15 protein-coding genes and 1 pseudogene are annotated in these 17483 nt (G+C 69.3%); 13 read left to right on the forward strand and 3 right to left on the reverse strand.

The features are described from left to right. Nucleotides 1–38 precede the first annotated feature (38 nt). Both IPJ78_16575 and lon read right to left on the reverse strand, forming a co-directional pair. Nucleotides 39–560: an SET domain-containing protein-lysine N-methyltransferase gene (locus tag IPJ78_16575; GenBank protein MBK7908162.1), complete on the reverse strand. Its 522-nt coding sequence runs from the start codon at nucleotides 558–560 to the stop codon at nucleotides 39–41. Continuing rightward, entirely contained in the window at nucleotides 557–2977 is a 2421-nt protein-coding gene (lon, locus tag IPJ78_16580; protein MBK7908163.1) for an endopeptidase La, read from the reverse strand. The genes IPJ78_16575 and lon overlap by 4 nt, the downstream gene beginning before the upstream one ends. 541 nt (nucleotides 2978–3518) lie before the next feature. On the opposite strand from lon, the gene ffh reads away from it, so the two are divergent. The 6 genes and pseudogenes from ffh (at nucleotide 3519) to IPJ78_16610 (ending at nucleotide 7567) form a co-directional block, all read left to right on the forward strand. Then, on the forward strand, nucleotides 3519–4820 hold the full coding sequence (gene ffh, locus IPJ78_16585; GenBank protein ID MBK7908164.1) for a signal recognition particle protein: 1302 nt from the start codon (nucleotides 3519–3521) through the stop codon (nucleotides 4818–4820). A gap of 140 nt (nucleotides 4821–4960) precedes the next feature. After that, nucleotides 4961–5266: a 30S ribosomal protein S16 gene (gene rpsP, locus IPJ78_16590; protein MBK7908165.1), complete on the forward strand. Its 306-nt coding sequence runs from the start codon at nucleotides 4961–4963 to the stop codon at nucleotides 5264–5266. 3 nt (nucleotides 5267–5269) lie between these two features. Then, complete coding sequence (rimM, locus tag IPJ78_16595; GenBank protein ID MBK7908166.1) at nucleotides 5270–5821, forward strand: 16S rRNA processing protein RimM; 552 nt, start codon at nucleotides 5270–5272, stop codon at nucleotides 5819–5821. A 5-nt stretch (nucleotides 5822–5826) separates the two neighbouring features. After that, a pseudogene (gene trmD / locus IPJ78_16600) lies at nucleotides 5827–6640 on the forward strand (tRNA (guanosine(37)-N1)-methyltransferase TrmD). Further along, nucleotides 6562–6939 carry a 50S ribosomal protein L19 gene (gene rplS, locus IPJ78_16605; GenBank protein MBK7908167.1) on the forward strand — a complete coding sequence of 126 codons (378 nt, stop codon included), beginning with the start codon at nucleotides 6562–6564 and terminating at the stop codon, nucleotides 6937–6939. Before trmD ends, rplS begins: the two are co-directional and overlap by 79 nt. Before the next feature lie 4 nt (nucleotides 6940–6943). Continuing rightward, complete coding sequence (locus IPJ78_16610; protein ID MBK7908168.1) at nucleotides 6944–7567, forward strand: ribonuclease HII; 624 nt, start codon at nucleotides 6944–6946, stop codon at nucleotides 7565–7567. A gap of 6 nt (nucleotides 7568–7573) precedes the next feature. On the opposite strand, the gene IPJ78_16615 is transcribed toward IPJ78_16610, so the two are convergent. Beyond that, nucleotides 7574–8593: a carboxypeptidase regulatory-like domain-containing protein gene (locus IPJ78_16615; GenBank protein MBK7908169.1), complete on the reverse strand. Its 1020-nt coding sequence runs from the start codon at nucleotides 8591–8593 to the stop codon at nucleotides 7574–7576. Between the two features lie 136 nt (nucleotides 8594–8729). Between IPJ78_16615 and IPJ78_16620 the strand changes: the two genes are divergently transcribed. The 7 genes from IPJ78_16620 to IPJ78_16650 all read left to right on the forward strand — a co-directional run bounded on the left by IPJ78_16620 (nucleotide 8730) and on the right by IPJ78_16650 (nucleotide 17192). Continuing rightward, nucleotides 8730–10235: a citrate transporter gene (locus tag IPJ78_16620; GenBank protein ID MBK7908170.1), complete on the forward strand. Its 1506-nt coding sequence runs from the start codon at nucleotides 8730–8732 to the stop codon at nucleotides 10233–10235. Beyond that, nucleotides 10232–11131, forward strand: coding sequence for an N-formylglutamate amidohydrolase (locus IPJ78_16625; GenBank protein MBK7908171.1), 900 nt, complete (start codon nucleotides 10232–10234; stop codon nucleotides 11129–11131). Before IPJ78_16620 ends, IPJ78_16625 begins: the two co-directional genes overlap by 4 nt. After that, nucleotides 11121–12611, forward strand: coding sequence for an AbgT family transporter (locus IPJ78_16630; GenBank protein MBK7908172.1), 1491 nt, complete (start codon nucleotides 11121–11123; stop codon nucleotides 12609–12611). Before IPJ78_16625 ends, IPJ78_16630 begins: the two co-directional genes overlap by 11 nt. Before the next feature lie 20 nt (nucleotides 12612–12631). After that, nucleotides 12632–13531 carry a cation transporter gene (locus tag IPJ78_16635; protein MBK7908173.1) on the forward strand — a complete coding sequence of 300 codons (900 nt, stop codon included), beginning with the start codon at nucleotides 12632–12634 and terminating at the stop codon, nucleotides 13529–13531. Between the two features lie 385 nt (nucleotides 13532–13916). Then, nucleotides 13917–14903 (forward strand): hypothetical protein, encoded by a 987-nt coding sequence (locus tag IPJ78_16640; GenBank protein ID MBK7908174.1) that lies wholly within the window; start codon nucleotides 13917–13919, stop codon nucleotides 14901–14903. A gap of 261 nt (nucleotides 14904–15164) precedes the next feature. Further along, complete coding sequence (locus tag IPJ78_16645; GenBank protein ID MBK7908175.1) at nucleotides 15165–15338, forward strand: hypothetical protein; 174 nt, start codon at nucleotides 15165–15167, stop codon at nucleotides 15336–15338. Between the two features lie 1470 nt (nucleotides 15339–16808). Next, entirely contained in the window at nucleotides 16809–17192 is a 384-nt protein-coding gene (locus IPJ78_16650) for a hypothetical protein (GenBank protein MBK7908176.1), read from the forward strand. Nucleotides 17193–17483: the final 291 nt, after the last annotated feature.

Below are 17483 nucleotides of genomic sequence, written 5' to 3' on the forward strand. Positions count from 1 at the left end.
CGTCGCGGGACGGCGCGTCGCCGCGCCGCGCGCATTGCTCAGCGCGAGCGTGCCGGCGGCCCGTAGCGCGCGATAGCGCGGCGCACGCGCGGATGCAGCGGCTGCCGCTTGGGCTTGAGGATCGACCCGCGGCAGTTGCGCGCCTCGCAGGCGCAGGGGAATCGCCGCTTCCGCGCCGGCGTGTGCGGCTCGTCGAGTTCGATCGCGTAGTCGTACGCGAGCTCCTCGCCGGGCCGGATGTCCCGCACGGCGACGATCCACATGTGGTCACCGAACGCGATCGGCTCGCAGTTGGGGTCGCACGAGTGGTTGATGTACCGCGCCGCGTTCCCGCCCACGTTGGCGTCGATCACGCGGTGCTCGTCGAGGGTGAGCAGATAGGTATGCTCCGGCTCCTCGTGCCCGTCGGGGGGCGTGGGATAGCGGCGCTCCCCTTCGGCCTCGCTGATGAGCTCGCCGGTGTACTCGATGATCCGCGTCCCCTCGGGGATGGTCGCGATGGCGAAGACGCCGCGGCCGTGCCGCGGCGAGCGGCGCACCTCCCACGGGCGTCGCGTCATCGGACGTCGACCGCGCTGCGCGAGACCTCGTCGAACAGCGGCAGGTCCTCGGCGAACCCGTTGGGCCGCGGCGGGAGGAGCATCGCCTCGATCACCTCGTCCATCGTGCTCACGCAGGTGAAGGTCACCGCGGCGCGCACCTCGGCGGGGATCTCGCGCAGGTCCTTCTCGTTCGCCGCGGGGAGGACCACCGAGCGGAGGCCCGCGCGATACGCGGCGAGCACCTTCTCCTTCACGCCGCCGATCTCGAGCACCTTGCCCCGCAGCGTCACCTCGCCGGTGACGGCGACGTCGCGGCGGATGGGGCGGCGCGACATCACGCTCGCGATCGCGAGCGTCACCGCCACGCCGGCGCTGGGGCCGTCCTTCGGCACCGAGCCGGCGGGGAAGTGCACATGCAGGTCCGTGGACTTCATCTCCGGGTCGCCCACGCGCAGCGCCTTCGCGCGCGAGCGCACGTAGGAGCTCGCCGCGTCCACCGACTCGCGCATCACGTCGCCGAGCTGGCCGGTGACGATGAGCTTGCCGGTGCCAGGCATGCGGAGCGCTTCGATCGTCATCAGCTCGCCGCCGTTGGAGGTCCAGGCGAGCCCGGTGACGGTCCCCACCTCCGGCTCCTGCTCGGCCTCCTCCGGCGCCCAGCGCGGCGGCCCGAGGACGTCATCGATGCGCGCGGCATCCACTATCCACGCGCCCGTCTCGCCTTCGGCCTTCCGCTTGGCGCGCTTGCGCATGAGCGCCGCGATGTGGCGTTCGAAGGTACGCAGGCCCGCCTCGCGCGCGTAGCGGTTGGCGATGAGCCCCAGCGCCTCGTCGGTGAACTGCAGGTCGAGGTCGGTGATGCCGTGCTCGTCGAACAGCCGCGGCAGCAGGTAGCGCCAGGCGATCTCGACCTTCTCCTCCACCGTGTAGCCGGCGATGCGGATCACCTCGAGGCGGTCGCGCAGCGCGTGCGGGATGTCGAAGAGGTTGTTCGCGGTGCAGATGAACAGCACCGACGAGAGGTCGAACGGCAGGTTGAGATAGTGGTCGGTGAAGGCGGCGTTCTGCGTCGGGTCGAGCACCTCGAGCATCGCCGCGGTCGGGTCGCCGCTCGGACCGCCCGACGTCATCTTGTCGATCTCGTCGATCATGAGGACGGGATCGTTCACCTGCACGCGGCGCATCGCCTGGAGCAGCAGTCCGGGGAGCGAGCCGACGTAGGTGCGGCGATGCCCGCGGATCTCGGCCTCGTCGCGCACGCCGCCCACCGAGATGCGGTAGAACGCGCGGCCGATGCTCGCGGCGATCGCCTCGCCGAGCGAGGTCTTGCCCGTGCCCGGCGGCCCGACGAAGCAGAGGATGGGCCCGTGCGGGTCGCGCCCGCGGTCGCCGCGCAGCTGGCGCACGGCGAGATACTCGAGGATGCGCTCCTTCGCCTCGTTCAGCCCGTAGTGCCGGCCGTCGAGCGCCGACTCGACCTTCTCGAGCGTGATCTTCTCGTCGCCCGAGCGCTTCTTCCAGGGAAGCGTGAGCACCCACTCCAGATAGTTGCGCAGGACCTGATGCTCGCTCGAGGCCGTGCTGAGCGCGCGCAGCCGGTCGATCTCGCGCCGCGCCTCGGCGGCCACATGCTCGGGGAGCTCGGCCTCCTCCACGCGACGCAGCAGCTCGACGGTATCGCCTTCGCCGAGGTCGGCCTCGCCGAGCTCGGTCTTGATGGCCTGGAGCTGCTGCCGGAGGAAGAACTCGCGATGATGGCGGTCGATGCGGCGTTCGGTCTCGTGCCGCACCTCCTCGTGGACCTTGGCCTTGGCGGCCTCGCGCTCCCAGCGTTCGGCGAGGAACTCGAGGCGCGCGAGCACGTCGAGGCGCTGGACGACCTCGTCCTTCTCGGCGGCGCGCAGGGCCCCGCGCGCCGCCGCGAGGTCGGCGAATCGCGCCGGCCGCGCGACCTCGCGCCGCAGCAGGGCGGGGAGTTCGGCGGGGAAGGTGGTGTCGAGCTCGACGCGCGCATCGCAGGCCAGCGCGACGCGGTGCATGAGCAGCTTCGCGGTCGGGAGGTCGCGGACGAATTCCTCAACGGGCTCGACGCGGGCGAAGGCGTACCCGGCGACCTCGTCGCGCGTGGCCGAGACGGCGCGTGCACGGGTCAGGCCGACGAGCGTGACCTGCGCCATCCCGCCCTCGCGCTTCCGGTCGGCGAGGCGCGCCACGACGCCGATGCGGCCCTCGGCGCGGAGCGGGGCACCATCGCGGTCCTCGGGGTCGAGGACGCAGAGGACGAGGGCGCCTTCCTCGGGGTGGGAGGCGAGGAGGGAGAGGTTCTCGGCGCTGGCGACCTGGACGGCGATGCGGCCGCCGGGGAAGACGATCGTGGACCGGAGCGCGAGGAGCGGCAGGTCGGCGGGGAGGATCGGCTGGGTCGGTTCACTCACGCCCCCAATGTAGTTCTCTTGCTCGCATTCGCGCATCCTTCCGGCGATGCGGGAACTGCGTGTGCGCGCCTCCGGCGAAGGATGTCGCTTCGGCGACGCTCTCGGACGTCGCTTCGCTCGTCCTGCGGCCGCGTCGCCTGCGCGACACCCTTCGCCTGCGGCGCCCCCCGCATCGCCCGTCACTCAGGGCGCACACCGAGCACGTTCGGGCCGAACAGCCCCCACCCCTCACGCATGCCGCGCCCCCGCGCACTCCGCACCCGCGGCCCTCCGCATCCCGGAGCGGTCAGCGAACCCGCGCCGGGCAGGCTGCGAGGGCTCGCGACAGCGGGCGGTCCGGGGAGCGCCGAGCCACCAAGCCTGGGGGAGGGCCCCGGAAGGAGCCCGACTCGGACGACCCGGCCGCAGGACGAGCGAAGCGAAGTCCGAGAGGGTCGGCCGATCGGGCTCCAACGGGGCCCGACCGCAGGCCAAAGCCCGCGGATCCCCGCACCCCGCACCGTTGTCGAAACCCTCGCATCCCTTTATGATTCAAGGCTCTATGTTCGCAGAACTCTCCGAAAAGCTGGAAGCCGCGTTCGCGAAGCTTCGCGGGCGCGGCGTCCTGACCGAAGCCGACATCAAGGAAGGCCTGCGCGAAGTGCGCCGCGTCCTCCTCGAAGCCGACGTCAGCTTCCAGCTCACTCGCGAGTTCCTCGAGCGCGTCGAGAAGCGCGCCGTCGGCATCGCCCAGCTCAAGTCCGTCAGTCCCGCCCAGCAACTGGTCAAGGTCGTCTACGACGAACTGACCCTCATGCTCGGCGAGCGGCGCGAAGGGCTCAAGATGTCCACGCTGCCGCCCACCGTCATCCTGATGGTCGGGTTGCAGGGGTCGGGCAAGACGACGACCACCGCCAAGCTCGCGCGCAAGCTGAAGGGAGAAGGGAAGGCCACGCGTCTCGTCGCCGCGGACGTCTACCGCCCGGCGGCGATCGACCAGCTCGAGACGCTCGGCCGTGACCTGCAGGTGCCGGTGTACGCCGATCGCACGACCACCGACGTCGTGCGCATCGCGCGCGCTGGCATCGAGCAGGCCAAGAAGGAGCGCGACCGCGTCGTCATCATCGACACCGCGGGCCGTCTCCAGATCGACGATGCGATGATGGACGAGCTGCGCCGCGTGAAGGACGCGGTCCAGCCCGACGAGATCCTGCTCGTGGCCGACGGCATGACCGGCCAGGATGCAGTGAAGATCGCGCAGGGGTTCAACGACGCGCTCGGCGTGACCGGCGTGATCCTGACCAAGATGGACGGTGATGCGCGCGGCGGTGCCGCGCTCAGCATCTACGGCGTGACGAAGAAGCCGATCAAGTACATCGGCGTGGGTGAGAAGACCGACGCGCTCGAGGAGTTCCACCCGGACCGCATGGCCGGCCGGATCCTCCAGCAGGGCGACGTCCTCACGCTCGTCGAGAAGGCGCAGGAATCGTTCGACGCCGACGAAGCGAAGCGGATGGAGAAGAAGATCCGGAAGGAGGGCATGGACCTCCAGGACTTCCTCTCCGCCATGAAGCAGATGGAGAAGCTCGGCAGCATCCAGAACATCCTGAAGATGCTCCCGGGCGTGAACAGCAAGATGATGGCGCAGGCCAGCAAGGTGGACCCGAAGCGGATGCGGCACCTCGAGGCGATCGTGCTCTCGATGACGGCCGAGGAGCGGAAGGACCCGTCGATCCTCAACGGATCGCGCCGCGCGCGGGTCGCCAAGGGATGTGGCCGGCCGGTGAGCGAGGTCAATCGGCTCCTGGAGCAATTCCGGGAGATGCAGAAGATGATGAAGAAGGCGGCCGCAGGCCGCCGATGAAGGCTGAAGGATGAAAGAGGCGAGGCCGTACGGCCTCGCCCCCTTCCTCCTTGAGCCTTGTTCCACTCTCGGTGCGCGCCGGATATCCCGGAGAGCGCGATGAGCCGAGGGGCAGTACTGAACCCGATCGAGGATCCCACATGGCCGTCCGTATCCGTCTCCGCCGCCAGGGCCGCAAGAAGGCCCCGACCTACCGCATCGTCGTCGCCGATGGCCGTTCGCCGCGCGATGGCAAGTTCATCGAGATCCTCGGGCAGTACGCCCCGCGCTCCGGTGAGCAGGCGATCCAGCTCGACGTCGAGCGCGCGAACTACTGGCTCAACGTCGGTGCCCAGCCGTCCGACACCGTGCGCTCGCTCCTCCGCAAGGCGGGCGTGCTCAAGGCCCGTCACGAGACGCGCCTCGCGACCAAGCTCGCCGCGCAGGCCGTGCCGGTGAAGGAGTAGTCCGTGAGCCTCCCCGACTGCGCGTCCGTCGCGCGGATCAAGCGCCCTCATGGCGTGCGGGGAGAGCTGGCGGTGGAAGCGTTGACCGACGAGCCGGACGCGATCCTCGCGCCCGGCCGTCGTGTCTTCCAGGGCACGAAGGACGGCGAACTCTTCGTCGATCCCCGCACCAAGGCGCCGCGCGAGCTCCACGTCACCGGCCTCCGCCCCGTGAAGGACGGCTGGCTCCTCACCCTCGAGGAGATCGCCGACCGCACCGAGGCCGAGAAATGGAACGGCCGCACCCTCCTCGCCCCGCTCGAGGAACTCTCCGAGCCGGACGAGGGCGAGGTCTTCGCGCACGAGCTCGTCGGCATGACCCTCATCGACGCCGAGTCCGATGAGGTGCTCGGCGAGGTCATCGAGTTCTATGACCTGCCGCAGGGACTCCTCATCGAGTTCCGCGGGCCCAAAGGGGTGCACAGCCTCCCCTTCGTCGAGGAGTTCGTGGACGAGGTGGACCGCGACGCGCGCCGGATCATCGTCCGCCCGCCGGACGGGCTGCTCGACGGCTGACGATGCTGACGATCAACCTCATCTCCATCTTCCCGGACTTCTTCACCGGTCCGCTCGGCCTGAGCATCCCCAAGCGGGCCGCCGAGGCGGGGCTGGTCACGTACCGCACCATCGACCTCCGCGGCTTCGCGACCGACAAGCACAAGACGGTCGATGACGCGCCCTTCGGGGGCGGGCCGGGGATGGTGATGAAGCCGCAGCCCTTCTTCGATGCGGTCGAGTCGGTGGGGGCGCAGGCCCCGATCGTCCTCCTCTCGCCGCGCGGGAAGGTCTTCTCCCACGCCGACGCCGAGCGCTTCGCCGCGGGGACCGAGCTGACCCTCCTCTGCGGCCACTACAAGGACGTGGACCAGCGGGTGGCCGACCACCTCGCCACGGAGGAGATCTCGCTCGGCGACTTCGTCCTCTCGGGCGGGGAGCCGGCGGCGCTGGCCATCGTCGACGCGGTGGTGCGGCTCCTGCCGGGGGCGATGAGCGACATCGAGTCGGCCCGGACGGACTCGTTCTTCGACCGGGGGCTCTCGGCGCCGAGCTACACGCGGCCGGCCGAGTACCGGGGGCACAAGGTCCCCGACGTGCTCCTGTCCGGGAACCACGCGGCGATCGACAAGTGGCGGAAGGAGGAGGGGGAACGGCTCACCAGGCTCCGTGAGGGGGCGGTTGCGCAACCCCCATCCCCTCAGTAGCTTACAAGGCTCAACACGACACCCTGAGGACCCCCTGCGGGTCCGGAGCCGCATATGCATCCGTTCACCGAGACCGAGAAGGAATACCTCAAGCAGGTGCCCGCATTCCGCGCCGGCGACACGCTCCGCGTGAACGTCCGCGTCAAGGAAGGCGAGAAGGAGCGCATCCAGGCCTTCGAAGGCGTCTGCATCGCCCGCAAGGGCGCTGGCGTCGGCGCGACCTTCGCGGTCCGCAAGATCTCCAACGGTGTGGGCGTCGAGCGCATCTTCCCGCTCCACTCGCCGATGCTCGCCGAGATCAAGGTCGTGCGCCGTGGCCGCGTCCGCCGCGCGAAGCTCTTCTACCTCCGCGAAGTGACCGGCAAGGCCGCGCGCATCGCCGAGAAGAAGGTCCGCGTCGTCGTTCCCGCGACCGGCGAGCCGCAGGCGTAAGTCGTTGGCCGGCGGCTGGAGCGCCCTCGAGCGTTCACTGCGCCAGGCCGGATCCCGGTTCATCGCCGGGGTCGATGAAGTTGGACGGGGCCCCCTCGCGGGCCCCGTCGTCGTTTGTGCCATCATCATGCCGCACGACCGCCGCGCCATCGCCGGCGTCACCGACTCCAAGCAGCTCACCGCGGCCGATCGGGAGCGGCTCGCCGCGCGCATTCGCACCGAGTGCGTCGCCATCGCGGTGGCGGCGGCGTCGGTCGCCGAGATCGCGCGCTGGAACATCTACCAGGCCAACGCGCGCGCGATGGGCCGCGCGCTCGCGCGACTCGCGGTCCGACCCGACGAGGTGCTGGTGGACGGGAAGCCCATCGCCACGCTCGGCGTGCCACATCACGCGGTCGTCGGCGGCGATGCGAAGTGCTACAGCATCGCCTGCGCGAGCATCGTCGCGAAGGTGGTGCGCGACCGCTTGATGACCCGGCTGGCGGCGCGGCATCCGGCGTACGGCTGGGAGCGGAACGCGGGGTACGGCACGCCGACGCACATTGCGGCGCTCCGGGTGGCCGGACTCACGCCGCACCATCGCCTGAGCTTCTGCCGCACCGCCCTCGGCGGGCAGCTGGAGCTCTGAGCGCCCTCAGGGCGCCTTGAGCCAGACCGAGACGAACTGCGCGGTCTGCCTCGCGGCCACGCCACCGGCCGTCCGCACCGTCCCCGTGCCGCACGCCGCGCGCGCCGGCCAGCGGAGCGAGAGCGTGCGGGTGAGCTCGGACCCCGGCGGGTAGACCTCGACGAACTCCACCTCGCCCGCGAGGATCGCGTCGACGGGGAATCCCGGCCGCGCGACGCCGTTGACGAACACGCAGGCGCCGCGCCCGATCGCCACCCCGCGCTCGGTCACCGATGGTGTGAGCCCGAGTGCGGTCCCGAGCGAGACAGCGTCGGTGCCCTCGATCTCCTCACGGCTCACCTGCACGGCGCGAGGCGTCGCATACTTCAGCCGCTGGTCGAGGTCGCGGTAGAGCAGCGCGTCCTTCGGCGCGCTCAGCGTCGTGTCGAGCGCGACGTCGAGGTCGAGATAGCTGTCCGGCGGGACCGTCAGGCTCACGAGGCGTGACGCGAAGCCCGTGCGCTCGACGCGGAGCACGATGTCGCGACCGCCGGGGACCTGGAGCGCGAAGTTCCCGAGCGAGTCGCTGCTCGCCATCGCGTCGGAGCCGAGGAGCCGGACACGCGCGCCGGCGAGCGGCGTGATGCGACGCGCATCACCGACCACGCCACGGACGCCGGTCCAGCGCGCCGCGATCAACTGCGGGTCGAGCATCGCCGTGGTCGTCTCGAGCGTGAAGTCGCGGCGCAGCCCCTCGGCGGGCATGAGGATGTCCGCGGCGAGGGGACGGTAGCCGAGCCGCCGGATGGCGATGGTCCAGGTCCCGCCGGCGAGCCCGGTGATCCGGAAGTCCCCGTCCTCGTCCGCCTCGACGATGATCGTGCGCGCGCCCTGGGTGGCGCGGAGCACCGCATCGGCGACCGACGCGCCGGAGGGGTCGGTCACGCGCCCGACGAGGAGACCGGGGCGGAGTTGCTGCGCGGGGAGCTCGCTCCCGAGCGGAGCGAGGAGCGCGCAGAGGGCGGCGGCGAGGAGGAGAGGGCGCATGGCGGAAGATACCCGGCCTCGGCGACGCGGGTCCATCGCCGCACGCGGATTCGGCCCGCCGATGCGGCGCGCGCACCCCCTGACGCCAGCAGGGCGTCCCGGACACCTTTCGGGCTGGCTCCCCCATTCGAATCCCATGCACGCCGACACCGTCGCCAGCAGCACCGATCCCGTCTCCCAGCTCATCGTCGGCGCCCTCATCGTCGGGCTCTTCGGCGTGCTGGCGCTCGAAAAGGCGCACCGCGTGCTCGTGGTGATGACGGCGGTCGCGATCCTCTGGGCGGTCACGTACCTCACGCCGTACACGCTCCTGCCTCTGGAGTCGACGGCGGCGGCGCTCGACCTGAACGTGCTGCTCTTGCTCGCGGCGATGATGGCGCTCGTGGGCGTCCTGAAGGAGACGGGGGTCTTCGCGTGGGCGGTGGAGCGCCTGCTCGAGCGGTTCGGCGGCGACCCCGCGCGGGCGATCGCGGTCCTCTGGTGGTTCACGGCGATCTCCTCGGCGTTCGTGGACAACGTGACGACGGTGATCTTCGTGACGCCGATCGTGCTGGCGACGGTGAGGCGACTCGGCGCGCCACCGCTGCTCGTGCTGCTCCCGACGATCATGGCGGCGAACATCGGCGGCACCGCGACGCTCATCGGCGACCCGCCGAACATCATGATCGGATCGGGGGCGGGGCTCACCTTCCTCGACTTCATCGAGGAACTGACGATCCCGGTGCTCGTGATGATGTGCGCGCTGCACTGGTGGGCCGTACGGCGGCTCCGCGCGGCGATGGGGCCGGCAGCGGACTCGCCGAAGCAGGCGGACGAACCGGGATACGGCCCGCGCATCACCGATCCGGGGCTGCTCAAGTGGCTCGGGTGGATCAGCCTCTTCGTGATGGTCGGGTTCGTCACGCACGGCATGACGCATATGCCGGCCGCGGTGCCGGCGGTGATCGGCGCGACGGCGGCGCTCATCGTGCAGGACCTGCGCTACGTGCGGGCGCACCAACCGACGGTCGAGGAGCGGCGCCACGGGATCCTGCATGTGCTCGAGAAGGAGATCGAGTGGCCCACGCTCACCTTCTTCGCGTTCCTGTTCATCCTCGTCGGCGCGGCGGTGAGCACGGGGCTCATCGCGACGCTCGCCGGCGGACTCGAGCGCGCGATCCTCGGCAGCCGCGAAGCGTTCGGGCTGAGTGACGCGGGGACGATGTTCCTCGCGGCGCTGCTCGTGCTCTGGGTCGCGGGCTTCCTCTCGGCCTTCATGGACAACATCCCGTTCGTCGCGGTGAGCATCCCGATCATCGCGTCGCTCATCGGCGCGCTGCCGGGCGACGGCCGCGTGCTCTGGTGGGCGCTCTCGCTCGGCGCCTGCCTCGGCGGCAACGGCACGCCGATCGGCGCGTCGGCGAACGTGACGACGCTGGGGCTCGCCGAGCGCGAAGGGGTCCGGATCGGCTTCAAGGACTTCATGGCCACCGGTATGAAGGTGATGGTGTTCACGCTCGTGGTCGCAACGGTGTTCCTGGGCGGCTACATCGCCCTCGGCTCGGCCGGGGTCGCCGAGGTGGGCGGAGTGGTGCTCGCCGTGGTCGCGGTGCTGCTCTGGCGTTCCGAAGCGCGCGCCTCGCGCGCACGGGCCGCCCGGTGACACGCCCCGCGCCCCCGGGCGCGGTGTTCGACGAGCGACCGGCGCGTGCGCCGGCGGTGGCGGTGGTGTTCGACTCGCCGCACAGCGGATTCGAGTTCCCGGAGGATTTCCATCCGGCGGCGCCGCTCGCGGCGCTGCGCACCACCTGGGATGCGCATGTGGACCGGCTGGTCGCGAGCGCGCCCGGCGCGGGGGTCGCACTGCTCGCGGCGCGCTTCCCGCGGGCGTACATCGACGTCAATCGCGACGCGCGCGACCTCGATCCGGCGCTGCTCGCGTCGCCCTGGCCCGAGCCGCTCGCGCCCACCGACTACAGCCGGCGCGGGATGGGACTCGTGCGGCGCCTCGCGCTCCCCGACGTACCCATGTACGACGCGCCGCTCGCGCCGGCCGCGGTGCGCACGCGCCTCGACTCCTGGTACCATCCGTATCGCGCGCGTCTCGCAGAGCTGCTCGATGCCGCGCACATGGCGCACGGCATGGTCTGGCACCTCGACTGGCATTCGATGAAGTCCACCGGGAACGCGATGAACGTCGATGCCGGTGCCGCGCGGCCCGATATCGTCGTGAGCGACCGGCGCGGCACCACGGCCGATCCCGCGCTCACCGCCCGCATCGTCGGATGGTTCGCGATGCGCGGCTATGTGGTGCAGGCGAACGATCCCTACCAAGGGGGCGACCTCGTGCGGCACTTCGGCGCGCCGGCGGCGGGGCGGTCGAGCGTGCAGGTGGAGATCAACCGCGCCCTCTATATGGATGAGGCGACGACCGAGCCGCATGCGGGGTTCGCGTCGCTGGCGACGGACCTCGGCGAGTTCGCGCTCGCGCTCGCCGACTGGGCGCGGGAGGCGGCCGAAGCGGCGCGTGCGGCGGGCAAGGGGACGCATGCGCGGTAAGGGCCAGCGACTGCTCGACGCGGTGGAACGCGCGGGGAACGCGCTCCCGCATCCGGCGACCCTCTTCGTGATCCTCTCCGGCGTGGTGCTCGCGCTCTCGGCGGCGCTGCATGCGGCCGGGGTAGCGGTCGCGCATCCGCTCACCGGGGAGACGGTCGCGGTGACGAACCTCGTCTCGGCGGAGGGACTCCGGCGGCTGGCGCTGAACGTGGTGCCGAACTTCATCGGCTTCGCGCCGCTGGGGCCGGTGCTCGTGAGCCTGATGGGATTGTCGGTGGCCGAGCGGAGCGGGCTGCTGGGGGCGGTGGTGCGCGCGATCGTCGGGGCGACGCCGCCGCGCGTGCTCACGCTGATGATCGTCTTCTGCGGCGCGATCTCGCACACGGTGGGAGATGTCGGGTACGTGCTGCTGATCCCGCTGGGGGCAGCGCTCTTCCACTCCATGGGACGGCATCCGCTGGGCGGGCTCGCCGCCGCGTTCTACGGCGTGTCGGGCGGGTTCGCGGCGAACATCCTCCTCTCGCCGACGGACGTGGTGCTCGCCGGACTCACGCAGGAGGCGGCACGGCTGCTCGATCCCGCGGCGACGGTCTCGCCGCTGGCGAACTACTACTTCCTCGCGGCGTCCACGGTGTTCATCACCATCACCGGAACGCTGATGACCGAGCGCGTGGTGCTGCCGCGGCTCGGCGCGTATACGGGCGCCATGCGACCCGAGCCGACGGTGCCGCTGAGCGCGGTGGAGCGGCGCGCGCTCGCGTGGGCACTCGCGTCGATGGCCGTGCTCGGGGCGCTCGTGCTCTGGGGACTGCTGCCGGCCGACGGCGTGCTGCGCGACCCGGCGAAGCCGGCCTTCGTGGACTCGGTGCTGGTGCGCGGTCTGGTCTTCTTCCTCTTCGTCGGCGGGCTCGTGCCTGGCGTGGTATACGGCAAGATCGCGGGGACCATCCGGCGCGACGCCGACGTCTACAAGGGGATGCAGGAGAACCTCGAGCTGCTGGCGAGCTACCTCGTGGTGGTGTTCTTCATCGCGCAGTTCGTGGCGCTGTTCAATTGGAGCAACCTCGGCGTGGTGCTCGCGGTGCATGGCGCGACCGCGCTCAAGGCGATGGAGCTGGGGCCGGTGCCGCTGCTGCTCGCGCTGGTGCTGATCACCGCGGCGCTCGACCTGGTACTCGGCTCGGCGGCGGCCAAGTGGGCGATGCTCGGCCCGGTGCTCGTGCCGATGTTGATGCTGCTGGGGAGCGACCCCGCGCTGACGCAGGCGGCGTATCGCGTGGGGGACAGCATCACGAACATCGTGACGCCGCTGGCGAGCAACTTCCCGCTGGTGCTGCTGTTCGTGCAGCGCTACGAGCCCGAGGCGGGGATCGGGACGGTGACGGCGACGATGCTGCCGTACTCGCTCGCGAACCTCGTGGTGTGGCCGCTGCTGCTGGTGGGGTGGATGCTGCTGGGCTGGCCGCTGGGGCCGGGCTGACCGCGCTAGCTTTCGACGAGATGCACACCACCGTCCCGGACCACACGCAAGGGGAACGCGCCGTCGCCTTCGGGCTCGTCGTGAACGCGGTGCTCGCGGTGGTGAAGCTGCTCGCGGGGATCATCGGCAACTCGTATGCGCTCGTCGCGGACGCGGTGGAGAGCACGGCGGACATCTTCGCGTCGGTGATCGTGTGGGCGGGGCTGCGGATCGCGTCGCGCGAGCCGGACGAGGCGTACCCGTACGGGTACGGGCGCGCCGAGTCGCTGGCCGGGGTGATCGTGGCGGTGATGCTGCTCGGGGCGGCGGTGGGGATCGCGGTGGAGTCGGTGCGCGAGATCCGGACGCCGCACCACTCGCCGGCGGCGTGGACGCTCGCGGTGCTGCTGGGCGTGATGGTGGTGAAGTGGTATTCGTCGCGCCGGGTGCAGGCGGCGGGGCGGGCGATCGGGTCGACGGCGGTGCAGTCCGATGCGGCGCACCACCTGAGCGACGCGATCACGTCGGGCGCGGCGTTCGTGGGGATCACGACGGCGCTGATCGGCGGGCCGGGGTGGGAACCGGCGGACGACTGGGCGGCGCTGCTGGCGAGCGGGGTGATCGCGTACAACGGCGTGAAGATGCTGCGGCCGGCGGTGGGGGAGCTGATGGACCGGCATCCGGGCGACGCGGTGGTGCAGGAGGCGCGGCGGATCGCGGCGACGGTGCCGGGCGTGGCGGCGATCGAGAAGACGGTGGTGCGGAAGACGGGGCTGCGGTACTACATCGAGATCCATGTGCAGGCGGACGGCGCGGTGACGCTGGACCGGGCGCACGCGATCGGCGGGCATGTGAAGGCGAAGCTCAAGGCCGAGCTGCCCGGGACGACGGGGGTGGTGGTGCACATGGAGCCGTACGAGGGGGAGGGTGGTGGCGGCTGAGAGCGGCGCGATCCGATTCTGCGAGACGTGCAGGTGTATGGACGCACGTCGATCGATACGGAGCGGAGGCGCAAATGGGATAGCGTGTGGACGCGAGAGGCATCAAAGCCGAACCTGCAGCGTGCGCCACTTCATCCACGCCTGAAGATTCGGGATGAGCCGTTTCGTGCCGTTTGCCGACTGGACATCGGCCGGAGCACAGCGGCTGGCGGGGATTCTCCCCGGCCGGTATGATGACCACATGCGTACCTACCTCGTTGTATTCATGGCCATGGCGACAGCTGGCTGCGGTGGATCGTCCCGTGAGCCCGTATCCGGAACTTCCGACTCGTCGGGAGTGCGAATAGTCGTAGGTCCGAGAACGGACACACCTCTGCCGTGGACGATGACGACCGTTGCGACGCTTCGCGACGAGACCGGGCAACCTATGTCGTTCACTGCTGCGACCCAGCGACTCGTCGGTGCCGACTCGCTCGGTCGTGTCTTCGCGCTCTCATCCGATCCATCCGTGCTCGTGTTCGACTCGACTGGCCGTCTCTCACATCGACTCGGAAGACGTGGAAACGGGCCCAGCGAACTCCAGCTCCCGGTCGGTCTCACAGTGCGGGCCGGAGTGGTAACGGTGCACGACCTGGTGCGGCGCGCCATGATACGCTGGAGCGTCTCGTTGACGCCACTGCCAGACTCGGTCCTCACAGGCGATGCGGCTTCAGCGACCGCGATCGTTCCCGTGTTGGGGTATAGTCTGGTGGAGAGTGTCACTCCGGAGCCGGGTTTCATCGTTCAGCGACTGCAACGATCGGATGGCCGACAGCTTGCGCTCACCAAGACGGCGACGCGCGATGTCGTCTTCAGTTGCGTGACGCTTCGCGGACTCGGCCGCCTGTTCGATCCCATGCTGATCTGGAGCGCGAATGCATCCGTCACTGCATTCAGCCGCGAAGCAGGGTACGTGGTGGATGTCCAGGATTCGAGCGGAAACCGCTACAGCCTTCGACGACAGGCCGAGGCTTTGGCGCCGACCGTCTCCGATGTTGAGGATCTCTTCCCGGGCGGGATGAGAGTCTCGACGGGCGCTGGCCCGGACTGTGTCGTGACGGCGGCGGAACTCGTTGAGCGACAGGGAATCGCTGAGGCGATGCCGGCGATCGCCGACCTCTTCGTTCGATCGAATGGGGAGGTATGGGTGCAACGGAGTGGGGGCGCGTCTCCACGCATCGACGTCTTCGACGAGCGTGGTCTGTACCGGGGAACTCTCTCGCTGGACGGCCTTCCCGTCGCGGAACTCCCGGAGGGAGCGCTCCTTATTCCCGTGAAGTCGAGTCCTGACCAATCGGTCACACTGCGACGCGTCATGTTCGCGCGGAGGTAGTTTCGCTGCCGTGTCCCACCTCGCGATCGGACCGCGCTTGCGCGAGACGACTGAGGCGTGAGCGGGTGAAGGGGTCGCGGGGTCGTCAGTGCAGTCAGGATGAGAGAGAGGAATGTGCGCAGCCACGGATGTCGCATTCGCGTCTTGTGCCCGCCACGTACCAGGCCAAATATTGCCGCCCGAAGCGCGATGCTGCGTTCGAAGAGCGCGGCTCATGCTTCAGGCTTCGAGGCTTCCTCATCTCAAACGCAGGAGAGACGCATGACGAGAGGCAAGGCGTTCGCGCTCGCGATTGCTGCGGTTGCGCTCACGGCGAAAGTCGCCACGGCCCAGCCGGGGTGTACCGCTCAGAACACGCTTTGGGATCCGGTGCAGAAGAAGTATGTCTGCTGTGGCGAGGGCTTCAGTTGCATCACGTGCCCTGCTGAGCAGTGACGTGCCTGGCTTGCCTGCGTCGGCGACTCAGCGATGCAGGCGGGCCGCGTCCGTCTCGAGCCGCGCTGTCGCGAACGCACTTCGCGTGTCCACGGGGCCTGCTCTTGTTCGCGTGACCGGTCGTTGCGGTGACATCGCTGCCGGTGCGCGTGTGAAGCGCGTGATTCGGCGTGCCTGCCTTGCAGCGGTGGTCGGTTTCGGCTTCGAGGGGTGTGGCGAGCCGTCGTTGGAGACGCAGGTGCGATCGGTTGAAGCCTACGAGTCACTTGACGCCGCGGCTGTTGCACGCGTGTCGTTGGTGCGTGTGGGGGGCATCTCTCTGAGGGGCGATGCCGGAGGTGGGTTGCTCGATGTCAGTGACGTGTCACTCGGTCCGACGCGCGTCGCTGTAATTGACCGAATGTCCAACCGGGTGGCAGTCTTTGAGCGCGAGAGTGGAGAGTTACGCGGGTCCTTCGGTGGCCGACGATCACTCGCGCCGAGTGGACTCAGTGATCCGGTGCGCGTGAACTGGCTCGAGGATGGATCACTGCTTGTGCTGGACATCACGCATCCGACTCGACTCAGGCGCTTTTCAGAGAGCGGCGACTTGCTCGGGCCATTCATGTATCAGCCACCACAGCCCGCCGTAGCGGCAGTCACGAGCGCCGATGTCGTCGTGCTCGGGTTGGTCGATCCGGAGAACGCAGATCGCCCAGGGCGGGTCGTTGCAGGAAGTGGGGCCGGACGCAGGTTCGCGTTGAATGCTTGCCCGAGAAACGCGATGCTGGACCAGAGCCGGAGGACACGAGGAATGATTGCCTCGTTTGCACTCCTTGACGTTGCTGTGGTCGCTGACACCGTGTACTGCGCTGAGGGCATTAGTCCGCTGGTGGGCGTGTCGCTGCTTGATGGTACGGTGCTTCCCGACAGAAGGGTCGCGCCTCCTTGGTACCGGCCCCCGCGAGACCGCCGATTCAGCAACCGGGAGTCCGAGTTCATGCGCTTCCAGTCAGAGTGGACGTACCACGCGCGATTGTTCACCCTAAAGGCTGACCTCGTGTCAGTCTTTCTCGAGACTCCGGCGAATGACACTTCGTCGACGTTTCGCCTCTTCGGCTGCCCGCGTGCACTTCGCGTTCAGGAGTGCTGGTCCACCGAAACTGCACTGCGTCCGCTAGGGGTGACGCGGGAGCAGGAGTTCATGCTCCTCGAGCGTGTTCCGAGTGCCAGGGAGCATGGCTCTATCGGCCTCTACATTCTGGAGCGAGCCAACTGAGGTACTCGAGGCGCACGCTCTCACTGCATGGGTGGAGAGTGGGGTTCTGTATGCTCTCGGTGACGCTGAATGCTTGCGTCGATCGGGCACAGCGGGAGAAGGGTGTGCCTTCTCTCACGCAAGAACACGGAGTGCAAGTAGGGATGCGTCTCGACCTAAAGTCGGTGGTGTGTGCCGATGAAAGGGGACTCTCACCCACGCGTGAGTCTCCGGTGCTCCTGACCTTCGCGTCACCCGCCGACTGCGCGCTCTGTCAGTCGCACCTGAGCGCGCTGGATTCGTTGCAGAGGCTTGGGCGCATTCCGGTTGAATCGCGAGTAATCTATGGTACTGCGACGCAGAGTGCTGATGTGGCGGCGTCCGCTCTCCAAGTTGCCACAAGCGCGACTCTTTGCCGCGATGTTGGCAACGAAATCTGGCGCACTGCGGAGGTTTCACGCACGCCATTCAGCGTGTTGCTCGATGGCGAGCGCGTACTCTATATGAACGACCGACTGCTAAGCAATCCGCAGGAAGTGGCCGCGCTCCTCGGGGAGCTATCTTCCATCAGCCGCGCGTCGGTAGCCGATACGATGCGGAGAGTTCCGCGGCCGTGACGGGCGCTGTGAATATGCGCGGAGCAGCCACGGGGATGCGGCAGCCGGATTCGGGATTCCCGCTACCGGGCGATCGTTCGCAGATCCGTACCCTGCCTCGGACGCTGTCAGTGGCCATCCCCACACCGACTTCGGACGTGGTGCTTGCGGTACTCAGTCGGCGATTCGGCGGGCAGCAGTCACATGTCGACGACTTTCTTCGGTGGCTCGCGGCACCTCCGGCCGGGCCGCACGCCGTCATCTCCTTCGCTCGGACGCATGGGGTCGCGCGAAGGACCCTTGAGCGAGCGC

It is taken from the genome of Gemmatimonadota bacterium, from assembly GCA_016714015.1.
Taxonomy (GTDB): domain Bacteria; phylum Gemmatimonadota; class Gemmatimonadetes; order Gemmatimonadales; family Gemmatimonadaceae; genus Pseudogemmatithrix.